Source organism: Legionella nigrisilvae (assembly GCF_977063395.2).
The window spans coordinates 295,681-312,752 of record NZ_CDRUGZ020000041.1; the positions used below are offsets into that span (position 1 = coordinate 295,681).

Genomic DNA, 17,072 nt, shown 5'->3' on the forward strand with positions numbered 1-17,072 from the left:
TAATTATTGTCATCAGAATGAATCGACAAGAAACAGTATCAATGCCATTGGGAAAAGGATATCCATCAGGGAAAAGAGCAAATAATAGGATTATTTCGTGGGAATTTTTTAGCTCGCGACGCGTTTATCTGTTTGTAACTCTGTATTTTATCATTTTACTCCTGTTGGCACCTATTAATATATTATCGCTTGATACGTATTATTATTGGGATTGGAGTCGTCACCTGGCATTATCCTATTACGATGGCTCTCCCATGATTGCATATTTTATTAGGTTTGCCACTTCATTATTCGGAGATAACCTATTTGCCCTGAGCTTTATAGGCATCCTATGCATTGCATTAACGAGTTGGATTATTTATAAAAGTGCTCGCTTTTTTTTATCCTGCGAAGCAAGCTGTGTTGCAATGTTATCGTGGCTATTTTCCCCTCTGGTCACTTTGGATATTTTAAAACAAACGACCTATGATACGCCCCTTGTTTTATTTTGGTCATTAACCGTCTACTATACTATAAAATTTATTCAAACCAATAGAATAAAAGAGCTCTACTTAATTGGAATTAATGCAGGGCTGATGATGTTATCCAAATATAGTGGCATCGTTTTAATCCTTTCTCTGCTTATTTTTTTAATTTTTAGTACTTATCGCTCCATCTTTAAATCGAAGCATTTTTATTTTGCTACGCTTCTCAGCATTATTATTTTTAATCCTGTGATTGTCTGGAACTATCAAAATCATTGGCAATCATTTATCTATCAGTTAACGACCCATACACTTAAACCAGAAGTAAATCCTCTTTTTCATACAATAGAAACTTTTTTTACCCTATTCGTCCCTTCATTAAATATAATGTTGCTTCCTCCATTTTTAGTAAGAACTCAAAAGCTAGATGAAAAAAATGCATTAATTGTGAAATTATGCCGTATTATTTGTATTACTTTTCTGTGTTTTTACTTATACACCGCAAGCCAGGCTGGGATTCGGGAATTCTGGCTCACTCCTTATTTAATCAGTAGTGCGATTTTATTGGGATATTGGCTTACAACATTCCCTTATCGTAAATTTGCTATTCTATTACCTGCACTTTACGCAATAATTAGTTTGTTCGTGATTATAGATAACACCTCCAAATTTAATATTATCAAATCAAAAAAACTTATTTTTTATAATTTAATCCAAAAATTTAATGCGACACAGCCCCAATTACCGGATACGATTTTTACTTCAGGTTGGTTTGCAGCACGCATGCTCTTTTTTCTGCAAAACAAACCCATTATTTATACTTTGGGTTGTGACAGTCCTCAAAATCAATATGCTTTATGGAATGCAGACATCAATAAAAAAATTGCAAATAAAACACTGAAAGAAATAATATATATTGATCAGTATGATAGGAAGATTTGCTTAGCTCAACATTTTGATCAATGTCAAAAAGTACCAACTCATAAACTTCCTTTCAGGCATAAGGAATATGCGCTTAATGTATATAGATGCCGAAATTTTTAAAAATGCACTATGGAAGTATGGATTTATAGTGGGTTAATCTTTTTTTAACGTATTCATCGAATTATGATACCATCCCCGGTTATTAGAATTCTGATAAGGACTATCGATGCTTAAATTATTCTTATTTTTAATTACATTGGTTTCTTCAGTTTGTTTTGCAGATAATAAAGAAATTGCCATCACCATGGATGATTTACCCCTGGTAGCCTCAAGAATGGATACCCCAGGGAATCGTCAACGATCCACCGAACGGTTTACCCAAATTGTGCAAACATTCCAAAAATACAAAGTTCCAGTCACAGGTTTTGTGATTGCAGGAGCAATCGAAAAAGGACAATGGGATTTCTTAGAACAATTTCGTAAAGCAGGCTTTATGTTGGGTAATCATACTTACTCACATTATAATCTAAATCAGCTGAGCGCTGATAAATATATAGCTGATGTGTCTCGTGCCGATAAGATTCTTACGCCTATAATGACTGAACCTAAATATTTTCGCTATCCTTATCTCGCAGAAGGAAAAAATGATAAAAAACAAAAAGTATTAGATTACCTAAAAGAACATAATTACACCATTGCTCCTGTAACCATTGATAGTAAAGATTTTGACTTTAATGAAATGCTCTATAAAGTCCCCTATCGTTCTCGAGAAAAATACATTCAAAAAATAAAGCCACGATATCTAGCGTATATCTGGAAACAAACATTAAGAGCGGAAAAAAATGCTAAGGGTGAGAATGCCAAACAAATATTATTAATTCATGCAAACCTCCTTAATAGTTATTTATTAGGAGATATTTTGGAAATGTATCAAAAAAATGGATATAAGTTTATTAGTTTAGCTGAAGCTCTGAAAAATCCAGCACCCATCATTAATTTTTCTCCTTCTATGAAAAAAGATACTTTGGGAGAGCAACTGGAAATTGAACTACTGAATCTTCCAAAATCAAAAGAAAATTATGTGACGCCTTAGTAGATTTCTCACCTGGGTGCGGCGAAATGGAGTCCAGGTATTTCTAATGCAGATCCCGGGTTCCTTTTCGCTGCACCCAGGCAAAACAACAATGTGAATATGTAAATTAGTCAGGAGATTATATGTTAATAATTGCTATTGTTCTTTTTCTTCTTGCAATAGTGTGTGGTTTTTTTCTGTTTACAGCAATACTTCAAGACAGACCTATAAATAGAACGGTGAGGAATTTGCATGCAGTTTTTGCAACCTTAGGATTACTTATTATCATCGTTCACACGTTTGCATTTATGACTGGCAAAGCCACGCTTCTTGTCGCGAGCTTAATTCTTTTAATTCTTGCTGCATTAGGTGGGTTAAGCTTGGTTGCTCTTGCGAAGAAAGGAAAACAGATTCCAAAATTGGGAGTGCTGGTGCATCCAATAATGGGTCTTGCCGGATTTATTTGTTTGATATTCTATGTATTGCCTTAATCATTCCGGTTCGAATTTATATTTTAAACGCTCACGAACCGATTGAAGTACAATTTTTGACGCTTTATTGGGTGATCCCGAATCAAAAGGTGGTTCGGGATCATATTCCAAACCGAGCTGTAAACTTTGCGCTACGTGTTCATCCGTAAGTTTTGCAGCAAGAAATAAAGCCATATCGATACCCGCTGAAACCCCAGCTGCAGTAATGATTTTCCCATCTATTACGAATCGTTTATGCGTGGGTATAGCCCCCCAATTTTCTAATCGATTCATTACTGCCCAATGTGTTGTTGCTTTAACTCCAGATAAAATTCCTGCTGCACCTAGGATCAAACTTCCAGTACATACCGAGGTAGTCCATAAAGTATGCTCATGTATCATTTTGATCCATTTAAGAATCTCAGGACAATCACGTAATGCAGTGGCATTACCAGCACCAGGAATCAACACAATATCAGTCTCTGAGATATCCTTTAATGCATGCTCAGCAATTAATGTAAGTCCAGAACAAGTACGCACCGGCCCAGTATTTAGAGCAACCCGCTGCACAATCACTTCTGGCAAACGACTAAGTACCTCATAGGGACCAATGGCGTCCAGAGCGGTCATTCCTTCATAAAATAAAAAAGTAATGTGCAGTGGTTTAGACATACTTTATCCTTTTTTAACAAATTGAGATTTTAATTTCATGGCACCAATTCCATCAATTTTACAATCAATATCATGATCCCCCTCAACCAAGCGAATATTTTTTACCTTAGTGCCAACTTTTACTACTTGGGACGAGCCTTTAATTTTTAGATCTTTAATCACTGTAACCGTATCACCATCTTGCAGAACCTGACCATTTGCATCTTTAATTACTCGTTGATCGTCCTGGCTTTGTTCTTCGGATCCATCCTTTGCCCATTCATAGGAACATTCCGGACAAATTAATTGATTTCCATCTTCATACGTATATTCTGAATTACATTTAGGGCATTGAGGTAGAGAAGACATATTTTTTTCCATTCACAAAGAGAATAATAGTATAGCAAAAACTCGATCAGTCTCCCACAACAGTACTAAGCAGGTGACGTTCTTGCGCTTGATAACGATGCTCATACAGATAGATCCCTTGCCATGTACCTAAAGCTAATTTCCCATTTTGTATAGGTAGAGTTAAACTGGTTTGAGTTAATACAGTACGAATATGTGCAGGCATATCATCCTGACCTTCAATTACATGTTTAAAAAGTGGATCCCCGTCAGGAATTAAACGGACCAGGAACTGTTCCAAATCTTTGCGAACTTGAGGATCATAATTCTCACAAAGCATTAAAGAGGCACTTGTATGTTTAAGAAACAAATGACATAAGCCTTGTTGGATTGGGGTTTTTGACAGCAAAGTGGCTATATCAGCAGTAATATCCTGCGTTCCTCTTCCTGAAGTATGAAATGTGATCGCGAATTGTTCGATTTTCATAAGATTAATGATGATTAGTTATAGGTTCTTTTTACTATCGCAAAATTTACGTTACGATTCAAAGCAAATTATCAGGATCGACCATGGAACCAATAATAGACAGTACTTTGTGTCTGGATTTATCTCCTCGTAGCAACGTAACCTGCTTTATTGGTACTTTAAATAATTCGGCCATATACTTTAAAAGGGTTTTATTAGCGCGCCCCTCAATAGGTGGACTATTTAAGCGTATTTTAAGCGCCCCCTCATAAAGACCAACAATCTCTGTCTTTTTTGCACCGGGTTGAATATATAAACGAAGAGTTAAACATTCATCATCGCGTTGATACCACACTTATTCCTTTACCCTTGAAGTTTTTAATAACTCAAAATTAAAGGATTTATTCATGGGTTACAAGATAAATGGGCTTAAAGAAGATCAGATCCTGGGCTACAGCGATGCATTCACCCAGAGAGGATCCAATCAATTTTAGTTTGTAAGGCTAATAGCAGAAGCTATTTGTTCTACACTGTGATAAGTATTTCCAAGCAATAGGTTCTCACTCTCTAATCTACGTCGATTAACTTCCTCCATGTCCTTTTGAGCTTCTTGCATTTTGCGAGTATTAGCAAAGAACGAATCGACACTATTTGCAATGCTTGTTTCGTTTTTTCCAATTTGAGATTGGAACCATGATTTAACCTGAGGGGCCGGACATTCTTTAGTGATAAGACGCACAGGAAGTTTGCCATCACTTAATGGTTGAGCCAAGTTATCTCCTGCTTTTTGTAATCGTTCCAGTAAAGAAGAATCATCGCTTGCAATTGCATGGCGTATCGTTTCGTCACGAATGATTGTCAGCATTTTAGTGTATTTTTCAATTTTCTCTTTAGCTGCACTTTCCACGAGCTTCTTGGCTGTTACATAAGCTAAATTCTCACCATCAAAAATAATGTGTCGATCTTTTGCAAAAAGTTCTAAAATTTCTGGACGACCTGTGGATAAAATAACGCTCATAGTCGTTTTAGTGGCCTTAGAGTTTTCAAAGCTGAAATCAGGGTGTTGGGCAATAAACTCAATCAGATCTAACGGCGGTGTTAAGAGGAGGACGACTCGCATCAGAAGAGTTCTTCCATTCGTATTTACTGCATTGACTAAATCAGGATGATCATGAATCAATGTTTTAACTTTGTCATATTCTTTTTTAGTTACAGCTTGCCATAATGCTTCTTCATGTGGTGACATTTTCCTCTCCCTTTTATAAAAAATTGCACATATTATAGCAAAAAAGAGGCATGATGTGGTATAAAATTTCAATTATGATACAAAAATCATTACATCCCCAAACCACTTTGGGGGCTATTTTGAAACTGAAACATAGAGGCGAGATTATCTTTTACTTGATTTAAAGGTTCATAATCAATGCCTAAAACGTTACATGCCTCACAAATTTTTTGAATTTGAGATGGATATGCTTTTTCAAAGCCAATGGATTTTACATCTTCAATGAGCTGTTCGATTCTTTTTATTTTTTCTGCGATTTCTGGCTCAACTTCTTCGTTTAATTCATTTAAAACTGTGGATAATTCTTCAATCATTGATTCATAATTACGCTGTTTTTCTGTATCAAACTCAATGAGTTCAGTGCCATCCCTTATAGTATTCATAAAAAATCGATAGCGTTGAACGTGTAATGAATTTCGAGGCTCTTCACTGGGAGCAACTTCAGACTCATCTTTTTTAAGACTCGCAAGTTCAATAACTGATGTACTGGGTTTCGCATCGATATTTTGCTTTTCGGACAAAGGAACACTATGAGTTTTTTCATCAAGAATATCTTTCGACTGCCCATTCATAACCTCGACCGAAGAACTACTCGATTTTAAGTCCACATCTCGCTTTGTAGCCATAAAAGGAATGGAGGTTTCTTTATTAAATACTTTAGAATCCTGATGTTTTTCGGTCTTAAGCTCATCCGTAAACGAACTTGATTTAAGACCAAGGTCTTGCTCTTTGCTCGGAGGTTCGATTACCGGTGGGCTTGATTTTAAACTCACATTTTCTTCAAATGCTGGCTCAGTAGGTATAGGGAGAGAAGTTTTAGAATCCACATCAAGGGTTTCTTGAACTAGAGAAGAATTTATTGGAGCTAAGGTAAACATTTTTTTTATTAATTTTACATTAATATCAACACGTTGTTTTGCATCTTCTGCCAATATTGGTTCAACAATACTCACTAAATTTTCTAGTTCTTTATTACATTGGTTTAATAAAGCCTGAGTGGAATCATAATTCTTAACTGTTTTTAATTCTTCTTTATATTTTTCTAATTGCATTAAGCTCATATCCAGTTTGTTGATTTGCTCCTCATTCAATTCATCAACAGGACACTTTTTTAATTCATCTATGATTAAACTCAAGCTAACGTTTACATCCTCTAAAGCATGCTCCCGGGAAGTCTCGTAATGGACAGATAACTCCTCCATCGCCTGTTTCCATTCCCTTTGAATCGCTTCACTTTCTTTTTGAAAATTCAGGGTAATGGTTTGATGTTGCTCATAAATCTTTTGTAATTGAGGTGATTCATCGCGAACTTCTTCAAAAAATGAGTTCAAAGCATTTTGCGCTTCCTTAAATTTTTCTTCTTTGATCTGATGTTGTTTTTCAAGGATTTGTATTTCTATGAGGGGTTCTCCATCCATTGAAGTTGCCTCATGACATTGCGCATCCATTGCCTCTCTTAGTACAACTAATTTTTTATAAAGAGATACCGCTTTTTGTTTTGTTTCTTCGCTAATACTTTCATCTTGATCAATTACATCTAATGCCTCACGCATTAAATTTAAATGTTGATCATAAACCGCATCGATTCGTTTTATTTGTTTTGTGTGGTAGTTATGAGTAATCCGTCTCATTTCATCTTCATAATATCGATATAACTCCATATTAGTTAAACCATAAAGTGATTTTTCCCATTCAGAAGTGGGAGGAGGAAATGATTTAGACACCTCAGATTGTGACATTGATGCCTCTTTTTTTCGAGGAACAAAGACAAAATCCTGTTGATGTGCTGCAGCCTGAGCTTGTTCTTTTTCGATTTCCTCAAGTAATGCAATTTCCTTCGCCACTAAATCTTTATCTTCAAAAAGCGAGCGGATGATATCGAATCGCCCAGTTACCGTAAGAAAAAATAGTAAATTGTGCTCACACAAATGAATAAATTCACTTAAAACTTGTTCATTTTGACGAATTACATCGTTTTTATTCTGGATCGAATTGACCCTACGCAGCCATTCTAAATAAGAAATCAAAAGAGGATAGGTTGCTTCAGATAATTCACGTTGTTTTAAGATGGCATCACTGGGATTGCCCATAACCCGTTTTAAATGCTCGTCTGGTGATATATGAAGAATTCCCATCACTCATTACCCGTTAATTGCTCATATTTCACTAAAGTATAGTATTTTTTATTCTGTGCGATCTAATTATGACCAACTAAGTAAGGATTTTTCAATTGAATAACAGGATTTAATCGTGTAATAGTAAGCGAGTAAGTGTCAGTGGCGTACGTTTTTAGGGAGGTAATTCATTACGCAGTAGCTTAAAAATTTTGCATTGGTAATCTCAAGATCCCGAAAATAGGTTATTTCTTTTAAATAAAAATCAAACGTCTCCTGAATCGCTTCAAAATAACCTTTGATAACTACTGAATAACGCATTTTCTCGGTGTAATGCATTTCAAGTAATTTAGAATACAAAAAAGTGACTTCATAAGCACATTGTGCATGTGCCATTAACGCAATATCAAAACAATTCGCTTCAAGTAATTTAACTTTTAGCTTATTTATATGCGCAAGTATCTGAGAAATGTAGAAATTTATTTTTTCTATCTTTTCTTTGTAAACATCGCCTAGTACGTCAGGAATGGAATGAACCATATCTCGTAAGAAATTTAAATCTGCAATGTAATTTCCTAACACATTACTTTTCTTCATTTCTATAAATCTGGCTTGCCATTCCACTAAATGCATCACAATACGCTTATAGGCAATTAGGTCCTTTTCTTTCGCATGCTGTTCTGTAGGAAATGGGTTGCTGGTTTTTATATGCTCAATTTGACCCATCACCATAAAACATGCATTTTTTATATCTTCAAAAGTTAATGATTCAAAATCACTTGTTTCAATTTTTTCGCTTATACTATCAATAACTTTTACTACATCTTGAGATAACATTGCTATTCCAAAATTTCAACAGCACCTAAATTTGAGTATAGTTCAATATTTAAACAAATAGGGCATTTGGAGAAGTACTTATATTTAAATAAGCTTTAATTGGGAAGCGCGGTTACCCGCGCTACAACTTATTAAATAACTAGAGTTACTGATTCGAGTACTGTTTCATGATTATCAAGAGATAAAGGTGATAGAGGCACCTTAGATTTGGAAGGCACTTGGAGAGTCCCTTTCACTGCTTGTTTTGATTTAACCGCCATTAATTCTTTTTCAAATTCCACCAGCTGTGCCATATCTGTAATTCGCAGCGCATAAACCCTTTCTTTGCTCCCTTCCTCGACAATTTTCTCATTCAAAAATGCAACTTGTTGTTGCAACGATTCAGCTTGCTCTTCTAATTGTTGTCGTAATTGGTCAAGTTGCCCCGCTAAGGCATTCTGTTTTTTTTCAATATCCGGACGGAATGCATCCTTTAAATTTCTCATCGGTCTTTTTCTTAATTCCTTAAACTCTCGCCGCAAATCATCCATAGTTTCGGGTGTAAATACATAGCTCCACATGTAGGCAGAAATATTGCCCCATAAACTTTTAGGCTCTCTTCCTTCCATAATCCGTTCATGCAAGTCCCGGAATCCGATCTTTAACATTATATCTTGAATTTGTTCTATTTCTTCTTCTTCTAAATCAGGAAAATTAAATTTTTTAATCAATTCTCTGTCATGAAAATGTTTACGAACGGGTTCAGGGAAGGAATCTAAATTTTCAGGTATCTGCTCTGTTACCAATTCTTTTAAACTAAAAATTTCATTGACCTGATGCTGAAATTGCTCGGGAAACTTAGCCAAACTTGCCTTATTTCTTGATTCCCATTTAAGTAGAGGTACTTGTTCTTTTATCAATTGGTTTAAAGCGCTCAGTCTATCATTTGTTTCAATTAAACGTTCTTCCAAAGAATCTCGTTGCTCCTTTAAATGCTGAGTTGGTGAATTATAATGAGTAAAATGTCGCAGTAATGGATGTGAACCGGTGCCTTCAATCACTAAATCAAAATAATGAGTAGAGCCATTATCCCCTTCCTTGAGTTTAACATTGTCAACCTTAAAGCCATTTAGTCCATTAAGTTTTTCATGAAGGTTTTCAGCCTTACATCTTAGATACTTACTTGTATTCAGTAGTTCTTTATGTTCCTGACTTAACGATTCACAAAGATGTCGCACCTCTGCGCGTAATCGAGCTACAGGTCCCTGTAATTTAGAATTTTTCCTTGTGAGTTCGTTCATTTTATTCGAGAGAACATGATACATTTCATGAAAAGCAAATATCGAATTGCTTTCTGCTCGGACTGCATTTAATGAATCCTTAATTGCAACCCAATCCCTATTTTTCTGTAAACCTTTTTCCGTCTCTTCCAGGGCTTGGACCGCAGAATTCAATTTTCTTTTCGTTACTGCGCAAATCGATTCTTCTTTACAATCCTGTATGAAATCAGCATCTAATTTATTTCGTTTTGAACCAATAACTGTTAGTCCATCAAGAGTTTTCAAAGTTTCTTTAATTAGGGTACGTGTATTCTTGTGCCCTAAAGGAAATATCCATAAATTTTCAAGTTGCGATTCATGTTCTGCCAATACTTGGTACAAATTTCTGATTGCACTTTGTTGGGCACTAAGTTTTTCAGCTCCCTTTAATAAGTCGGTGTCTGCTAACCTATGTACCGCACTCAATATATCTTTAGCTGCGTCAGTAACAGCGGTACGTTCGAGCCAGTATCCTAAGCCCCGGTATTTTTCATTAGCCCAGGAAAGACTTGTTTGCAATTCATCAACAAGTTCTGCGAGTACTCCATCAATATACACTGCTTTTAATTCTTTCAGCTCGCTTGGTTCCTCAAGGCCCGTTTCTTGATATACACGCAACAACTCTTGAATTACAGGTTGCATGGCGTACTTTTCACTAAATCGTTCTTCAGGCAAGTCTTTAGTGGCATAATCCAATAAAAAAACAACGAGATTATCTAAATTTTTTACATTCATCACTTGCTGAACCAATATGGATCGTACAATGTTCTTTAAATGAGGATTATTTTCTATAATACCGCTAATATCTTTCGCTAATAATTTCACTTGGTTTTTAGCGAACGCTTCCCGGTAGCTTTCTACATCACCGTCGGTAAATCGTAACATCGCTCCGTTTATATCTAATCCGGACTCCACATAACGGCACGATTTTTTCTTCTTGGCAAACATTTCTTTCTTGCCTATGCGCGCAGCCAATCGATTAAATTTTAATTGCTCAGTTAAAGATACCTGATCCAGATACTGACAGCGCAATGCATTCACTGAACCTTCTGTTAAAAAGCCCTGCGCTTTTTCTTTGAGAAGCACACGATGCTGCTCCCAAATAGAACGTGCCGCAATTTCGTAGGTGGCTATTGAGTGCTCTAATGCGTTCGTATGTAACTTCTTATTTTCGGTACGACGTATATATGGATTAGGGTATTTTTTTCCTGGATCAGAGTTTTCTAAGCATTGATCCCAATGCTCACTCAAAGAACGAATCAAATCTTCTCGTTGGAGTACTAACTCGGCATCTAGTGTTCGCCATTCGGACTTTGGATAAACAAGATGTAAAAACTCTTTCCAGTCTTGGAATTGTTGCAGAACAACTTGTTGTATGTCGGTTACTTTTTGCTTGTAATGATTGGTCACTGCAATTTCTTCATTTTGTTGGCGTTGCAGTTCTGCCAAAGAAAGAAGTAGTTCTTTCCGTTCACTTTGGGTCCTATAGAACCCAGATTCAAGAACGAAGGCGTCTTGTTTTTCAGTAAGTACCACATAGGTAGCTGGCTTACCCTCGCCACCAACACAGCGAGTGATTCGTTTCGCTGCTCGTAAATCTAAAGAGGTATGAATCGCTAAAAATCCCTTTGGATGCGGAGTTATAAAATCAGCGCTTTGTGCCAGTGTAGCCATAGTAATCGTTATTGTATTTGGTTTTCCTGACTGCTCATTCATCCATTTTTTTCGTTCTGCCACTGATTCAGTACCAGTAAATGCTGCAATATGGCTTTTACGAAATTGGTTTTTTAGTTTTTCTTCAAGAAATTTTACTTCATTAACATCGTTCGCGAATAGGACGATAGGTTGCCCTGCTTGTGCTTGCTTAATCGCGGTTTTTACAGCACTTAGGTGAGCTGTTTTATTTGCAATAGATTTTGTAGTCAGTTCCTCACGTTTGTTTCTTACATGTGATGGAATGGTGCATGCGATATCTATATCGAATTTATTACATTGTTCCGCTAATCTCTCTTTTCGATTTAAAGTGTTCGAGAGACTTAAAATGCGTCCTTGTTTTTTATAGTGCTCAATGCATTCCCTGGTTGATACATAATCTACACAATGGAGCTCAGGTTCAATAACGAACTCCCAGTCCGGATATTTCTTTTGCAAACGTGCATGCAGAAATTGATGTGTCACAAAAGTTAAATCATTTTGAGAGGCTTTTTGATTTAAGGGAATAGCAACATGCCGTGCTGTTTTAGAAGGAGGAATAATAAAATCTTCCCCTTCAATGAAACGTTGTGCCTCTATAGCGGCATTAATCCATAGGCTAAATTTCTTATCCGGTAACGAGTTTAACTGTTTTTTATGCAAACCTGTAGGCGCATGCCTGTCTAGGAACTCTTTTAACTGGATTATATCTCGATCTTCGCTCCAGCCTTTTTCGAGAGTTTTAAATCGTTTTTGATTAATGAATTCATTAATTAAAGGATAAACCCAGGTATAAGAGCTGCTCTCATCCTCACCTTCGTACTTAAGAGCGAGATGAAACAAAGTCTTTTCGTCTAATTCTGAGAAATCAGAACCAAAAAGGATTAAATTACTCGATACAGGATGACCATCCTTATTACGTGTCATGTCTTCATTTTCGGTTTTGGCACGAGAGCGATATGAAGCCAGATCCCCTATAGTAGAATAATTTATTCCACCCACCTGATAAGTTCCTTTGGGGGAACTCACTTCCACACATCTAGAAGGGATCCCTAGGGAAACAAAAAAATCTTCATCCTGTTGATAACTCTGAATCATCAAATCACGGTTTGGGGCACAGACATCAACAGACCCACCATCGGCCTCAACCCATTGCATTACAGAAAACAATGCAGTGGCTATCCTGCTTTCATCGGTATTGAGTTCCATCAGCATATTGCTGTTCCGATTTTTTATTGCCATTAAAATAGCAATAAGCTGGGTGGTATCAACAAAAACTCCTGTAGCTCGAGAGTACTGTTCACGTAATACAGCAAGCAATCTCAATTGAGCTTTTAATTTCTCCTGAGCATCCAAAGGGGATGTTCTAAGTACAGAAATCAGAGTATCGGACAATTCACGTAAGTCTGAGCGACTTACTAGGGTCAAATCCTCGTAGACTGTTATTTGATAAGTTGATGGATCATTTCCTACAGCTAAAGTTAAAGGTTTTTCTCTTCCTATTGAATTAATATAAATTACTTGTTGTGCTAAATCATATTGCTCCTGATCACTTAACTCAGTTCCTTCAACAATATTTTTAATATTGGTAATCACTTTGGCAACGCGCGAAGTATCAAATTGTTCATTAAGAACTTGGTTGGTGTCTTTTAAAATAATATTAAATGCATTTTTTTGCGGTACCCGGGCAGATTTAGGATCCTTATCAAATGCCTCAACATAAGCACAAAGATCTTTAACATATCCATGTAATACATCGATAAATGATTCCAGCTCTGGATAAGGAGGATAATCGAATAATTGCGATAGTTCCGAAAGATTTAGTGAATTTAACTCAAGTCCTGATTGAACTTCCAACAAGCGATGAAGATTTGCATCCGGTGTCTGCTCACCCAATATAATTAATATTTTGGCCCAATTACTTAAATCAGAATCATCTGTACGTTCTAACGTACAGAGTAAATTATAATAACGTGTTAACTCATCTTTAGCGCACGTATTACATGATTTCATTAATAAAGTAAGTAAAGGGACCAGTGAGCCCACCTCGGCTTTCGACTGAATAACCGATACTGTTTTATTAATAACTTTTTTTAGTAAACCTTCATTAAGACTCGGACCTGCTTTCTTTATTCCATTGATTAACGCATTAAACAAATCTTCAGACTGCTGTTTATCTACACCTGCTAAACATTTCAATCCCATCAAGTTTATTAATGGGAATAAGGATTTCTGAGTTAAATTATGGCTGAATGAACCACGCAATAGAAGTTCGAATGCCTCTTCCCCAAGAATTTCGCGGTGTTTTGTTAGATAAGCAACCTCGCTTAAGGCATTTTGTAGCTGGCGTGTTGAGTATTCCGGTGTTTCTTTTAATATTTTGCATAAAATTGCTAAGGGAGATGACACTGCACCCGTTTTTTCTTGATTTAAAGCATCCAGTAAATTAGTGATCTGAGCCACTGTTTGCGAATTTTTTTCAAATACTGTGGACTTAATTAGATCGGTTAGTAAGGAAATAGAACGGTGAAATTCAATGTTGCTTCGGTTTTTAATACGAATTAAGGAATTAATTAATCCATTCACTGCCTTTAATTGTTCTTCCAATTTCAACAGTGCTTCGTCAGTAGGTAGTTCAGGGTCTAAATCGTCAATTTGCTTCAATAGAAAACTGTCAAACTCTTTATTTGATGTTTGTAATGTATTTATAGCGGTTCTTAAACTGGCTTGGCAACCGGCCTCTATTTTGGGTTTCAAAACTGACATGAAGGATTTCTGTATAAAAAATGCAGTACCCAAAACCTCATCCATTTGTTTTTTTTCTTCTGGAAATCCAGATAAAGTCCATAAAAACCACTTACTGCTTAATAAATTCTTTGCGTCTTGTTCTTCCTCAGCCAAAACCTCGAAAACTCTTTGAGCATTAACAGGACGTTGTCTCAAATACCACCGTACAACTTGATGAGAACCTATCCAGGATTCCAAATATCCGTCTAATTTTTCGGGAAAATTTTCAAACCTCTCTTGGAGTTGCCAATCATCATAAGTTTGTTCGAGTATGTTAAAAAGATTAATTACTGGTTCGCTAACATTATCCTTTCCTATTTTTACCTCAGGCAATTTAGAACAAACCATTGTTCGAAGTACCTTATTTTGCGCTTCAATTTGAGGTAAACCCTCTAATTTCTCTTCTTCCTTAATCACTGAATTTACAATTTCTATCAATTGGGCAACAGAAGGCAAGCGATAAGATGCTTCGATGTTGATATCGATGAGAATCTCTAATAGTTGTCCTCTAAGCTTGGCAGGCAAGAAGTGCATAGCTTCTGCTAAGGTCTTTATTTTTACTTCAAACTCACTATCGTCTTCGTCATGTTGTGACGCATTAGATACTTCATCGCTCAAAAAAGAGAGGAGTGTCACAAACGGAGATAATGACTCAGGTTGGTCATGAAAAAGCTCAGATAAAAAAGTATCTAATTTAGAAGGAGGAACTAAATGTTGAAGCAACGAAGAAAAAGGAAATTTCTGAATGGGTACTGTTTGAGTTTCTTCTATACCCAAACGCCGTTCGTAATTGCTGAAGATGGATGAAGCTGCTTTACCATATTTCATCCCGAGATTCAAAGCAAGAATACATGCTGTATTAAAATCACGCTGTGCTTGTTCTGATTGTGGGACGTTCGATTTTTGGGTGAGTATCAGGAAATCAATAAGCCTTACCAATTCCTCAGCAGTAGGCATTAACTCCCAACTGATATTCCCTAGAGCAGTTAAAAAAACAGAAAGGACCATTGATACCTGGTCTCTTTGCTTCTCAAAGTGATTGGCTATTGACGAAAATTTGTTAAGCAAACTTTTAAAGTGGGGATAAGGGTTTTCTGTTTGAGTACATGCCTTCTGCCCCGTTGTCATTAACGCAGCGATATTGAGTAATAATACTTTATTCTGGGCACTCCACTTTCGATCGTTACTAATTTCACGCTCAATCTTTTGATATACATCCAGACTAAATGCCCACTCCTGCGTGCCAATGAAACGATAGAATTGAGTTACAGCCTCTTCATAGGGAAGATCTTTTTGACTAAACCAAACGCTCAGATCTTTAGGCGATGTTGGGGTTGAATAATCAAGGTCTTCTTCACCGATATCGGCTATTAAATTCATCTGCCTTGATACTAGTTTATAATGGTTATAACGACTGGCATGATAGGCACCCTTCAGATCTAACCGATCTAAACAAGTCAATTGCTCTTCTGGATCACTACTGTTATTTATTATGAACAGTAGATGATTTAAGGCAGGCTTCATAAGATCAATGTTTTCTAATGTAGAGGAGAAAGGTAAGGTCAGTTCATTCTTCTCCAGCTCTTTCAGAAAATAATCATAGGCTTCAAATAAATCGTTAAATTCAGTACGAGCACCTGTTGCTTTATGTTTAGAAACTAAAGTAGTCCACCATATGTGCTGTTCAGGGCTTAATTCACTCAACTTTTTAAGATTTGCCAAGCCTTGGCGTGACATTAGGGCAAGATAGTCTTCGGGTTTATCAAGAAATAGCTTATTAAAGTCTTCCAACAATTCCTTATCGTGTAATTCCTTAAGATGGTGCAATAACAGGAAAACACCATCCGTTCCAGTATGAATAAACACTTGAGCTAGACCTTTATAATTAAGGTCAGATAAAGGTATTGTCTGGAGTAATCTTTCTATTTTCTTCAATTGGGGTGCATTAGTTCCTGTCACCTCAGACAAGAAGATAAGAAAAGCTTCTTGGAGTTGTTCGGGCGAACTACTCTCATTCAATAAATTATTGAACTCTTTCCTATAATGAGCCTTAGCTTCCAAATCTTTTTTCAAGAAACTGAATTGGCGGTAAGAACCAACAACAGTCCGTGGATTTTCTTGCGCAAAGTCAGGAACTTGCGCCAAAGGACCTTGTTCTGGGTGTTGATAAGGTTCATCATTATTTTTACGCTTACGTAGCGTCGCTTTTTGGTATTGATGGGCTTCATGTTGAACGGGAATTTGATATTGGAGCTGTAAACCCATACTGGGACTTTTTATACCCTCGATCCAATTTTTTTTCGCTTTTCGTATTTTATTGGTATGCGGATCAAAAAAATTTGCTGCGTTAGAGAGCTCCGCTACTTGTTGTTGGAACTCGAGAGAAAATCTTTGTCGTTTACTAAACAAATAAGCATTATCAAAAGCAAGTTGATATCGGGTCTCTGGAGGTTTAATTTCAAATTTGTAAAGTCTCGTACGTTCTGGTTTTGAAACGAAATCAACCCATTTATTGAATTCTTCTTGGTTAAATGCATCACACGTAACAGATAAAGTGACCTCGCCAGAAACCAACTTATCTTGCTCGTAGGTCTTTTCTAAATAGGCAGTAAAATTCTCGATATTATTAAAGCTATATTCGCCTACAGTGATTCTCATGAAACC

At 36.4% G+C, this 17,072-nt stretch carries 11 protein-coding genes; 3 read left to right on the forward strand and 8 right to left on the reverse strand.

From position 1 onward, the window contains the following. Positions 1 to 17: 17 nt before the first annotated feature. The 3 genes from ACWTE2_RS27330 (at position 18) to ACWTE2_RS27340 (ending at position 2,951) form a co-directional block, all read left to right on the forward strand. Complete coding sequence (locus tag ACWTE2_RS27330) at positions 18 to 1,508, forward strand: glycosyltransferase family 39 protein (RefSeq protein WP_454785244.1); 1,491 nt, start codon at positions 18 to 20, stop codon at positions 1,506 to 1,508. Between the two features lie 106 nt (positions 1,509 to 1,614). Then, positions 1,615 to 2,481: a polysaccharide deacetylase family protein gene (locus tag ACWTE2_RS27335; RefSeq protein WP_454785245.1), complete on the forward strand. Its 867-nt coding sequence runs from the start codon at positions 1,615 to 1,617 to the stop codon at positions 2,479 to 2,481. Between the two features lie 122 nt (positions 2,482 to 2,603). Beyond that, positions 2,604 to 2,951, forward strand: a complete 348-nt coding sequence (locus ACWTE2_RS27340) for a hypothetical protein (protein WP_454785246.1) — start codon at positions 2,604 to 2,606, stop codon at positions 2,949 to 2,951. Here the strand turns inward: ACWTE2_RS27340 and ACWTE2_RS27345 are convergent, their stop codons facing one another. From ACWTE2_RS27345 to ACWTE2_RS27380, 8 genes are all read right to left on the reverse strand, one after another. Next, a complete protein-coding gene (locus ACWTE2_RS27345) occupies positions 2,952 to 3,602 on the reverse strand; it encodes a DJ-1/PfpI family protein (protein ID WP_454785247.1) in 651 nt (216 codons plus the stop codon). A 3-nt stretch (positions 3,603 to 3,605) separates the two neighbouring features. Continuing rightward, positions 3,606 to 3,950: a zinc ribbon domain-containing protein YjdM gene (locus ACWTE2_RS27350; protein ID WP_182392865.1), complete on the reverse strand. Its 345-nt coding sequence runs from the start codon at positions 3,948 to 3,950 to the stop codon at positions 3,606 to 3,608. Positions 3,951 to 3,996: 46 nt separating this feature from the next. Continuing rightward, complete coding sequence (locus ACWTE2_RS27355) at positions 3,997 to 4,416, reverse strand: secondary thiamine-phosphate synthase enzyme YjbQ (RefSeq protein WP_454785248.1); 420 nt, start codon at positions 4,414 to 4,416, stop codon at positions 3,997 to 3,999. Positions 4,417 to 4,474: 58 nt separating this feature from the next. Then, positions 4,475 to 4,750, reverse strand: a complete 276-nt coding sequence (locus ACWTE2_RS27360) for a DUF167 domain-containing protein (RefSeq protein WP_182392863.1) — start codon at positions 4,748 to 4,750, stop codon at positions 4,475 to 4,477. 135 nt (positions 4,751 to 4,885) lie between these two features. Beyond that, positions 4,886 to 5,641 (reverse strand): hypothetical protein, encoded by a 756-nt coding sequence (locus ACWTE2_RS27365; RefSeq protein ID WP_454785249.1) that lies wholly within the window; start codon positions 5,639 to 5,641, stop codon positions 4,886 to 4,888. Positions 5,642 to 5,730: 89 nt separating this feature from the next. Further along, entirely contained in the window at positions 5,731 to 7,815 is a 2,085-nt protein-coding gene (locus ACWTE2_RS27370; RefSeq protein ID WP_454785396.1) for a hypothetical protein, read from the reverse strand. Positions 7,816 to 7,953: 138 nt separating this feature from the next. Then, positions 7,954 to 8,631, reverse strand: coding sequence for a hypothetical protein (locus ACWTE2_RS27375; protein WP_454785250.1), 678 nt, complete (start codon positions 8,629 to 8,631; stop codon positions 7,954 to 7,956). A gap of 131 nt (positions 8,632 to 8,762) precedes the next feature. After that, positions 8,763 to 17,066: a hypothetical protein gene (locus ACWTE2_RS27380; protein WP_454785251.1), complete on the reverse strand. Its 8,304-nt coding sequence runs from the start codon at positions 17,064 to 17,066 to the stop codon at positions 8,763 to 8,765. Positions 17,067 to 17,072: the final 6 nt, after the last annotated feature.

What these genes read in the sequence shown, in the direction of transcription:
- ACWTE2_RS27365 (WP_454785249.1), bottom strand. Translation starts at nt 5,641, where the DNA reads ATGTCACCACATGAAGAAGCATTATGGCAAGCTGTAACTAAAAAAGAA.
- ACWTE2_RS27330 (WP_454785244.1), top strand. Translation starts at nt 18, where the DNA reads ATGAATCGACAAGAAACAGTATCAATGCCATTGGGAAAAGGATATCCA.
- ACWTE2_RS27375 (WP_454785250.1), bottom strand. Translation starts at nt 8,631, where the DNA reads ATGTTATCTCAAGATGTAGTAAAAGTTATTGATAGTATAAGCGAAAAA.
- ACWTE2_RS27340 (WP_454785246.1), top strand. Translation starts at nt 2,604, where the DNA reads ATGTTAATAATTGCTATTGTTCTTTTTCTTCTTGCAATAGTGTGTGGT.
- ACWTE2_RS27350 (WP_182392865.1), bottom strand. Translation starts at nt 3,950, where the DNA reads ATGTCTTCTCTACCTCAATGCCCTAAATGTAATTCAGAATATACGTAT.
- ACWTE2_RS27335 (WP_454785245.1), top strand. Translation starts at nt 1,615, where the DNA reads ATGCTTAAATTATTCTTATTTTTAATTACATTGGTTTCTTCAGTTTGT.
- ACWTE2_RS27370 (WP_454785396.1), bottom strand. Translation starts at nt 7,815, where the DNA reads ATGGGAATTCTTCATATATCACCAGACGAGCATTTAAAACGGGTTATG.
- ACWTE2_RS27380 (WP_454785251.1), bottom strand. Translation starts at nt 17,066, where the DNA reads ATGAGAATCACTGTAGGCGAATATAGCTTTAATAATATCGAGAATTTT.
- ACWTE2_RS27345 (WP_454785247.1), bottom strand. Translation starts at nt 3,602, where the DNA reads ATGTCTAAACCACTGCACATTACTTTTTTATTTTATGAAGGAATGACC.
- ACWTE2_RS27355 (WP_454785248.1), bottom strand. Translation starts at nt 4,416, where the DNA reads ATGAAAATCGAACAATTCGCGATCACATTTCATACTTCAGGAAGAGGA.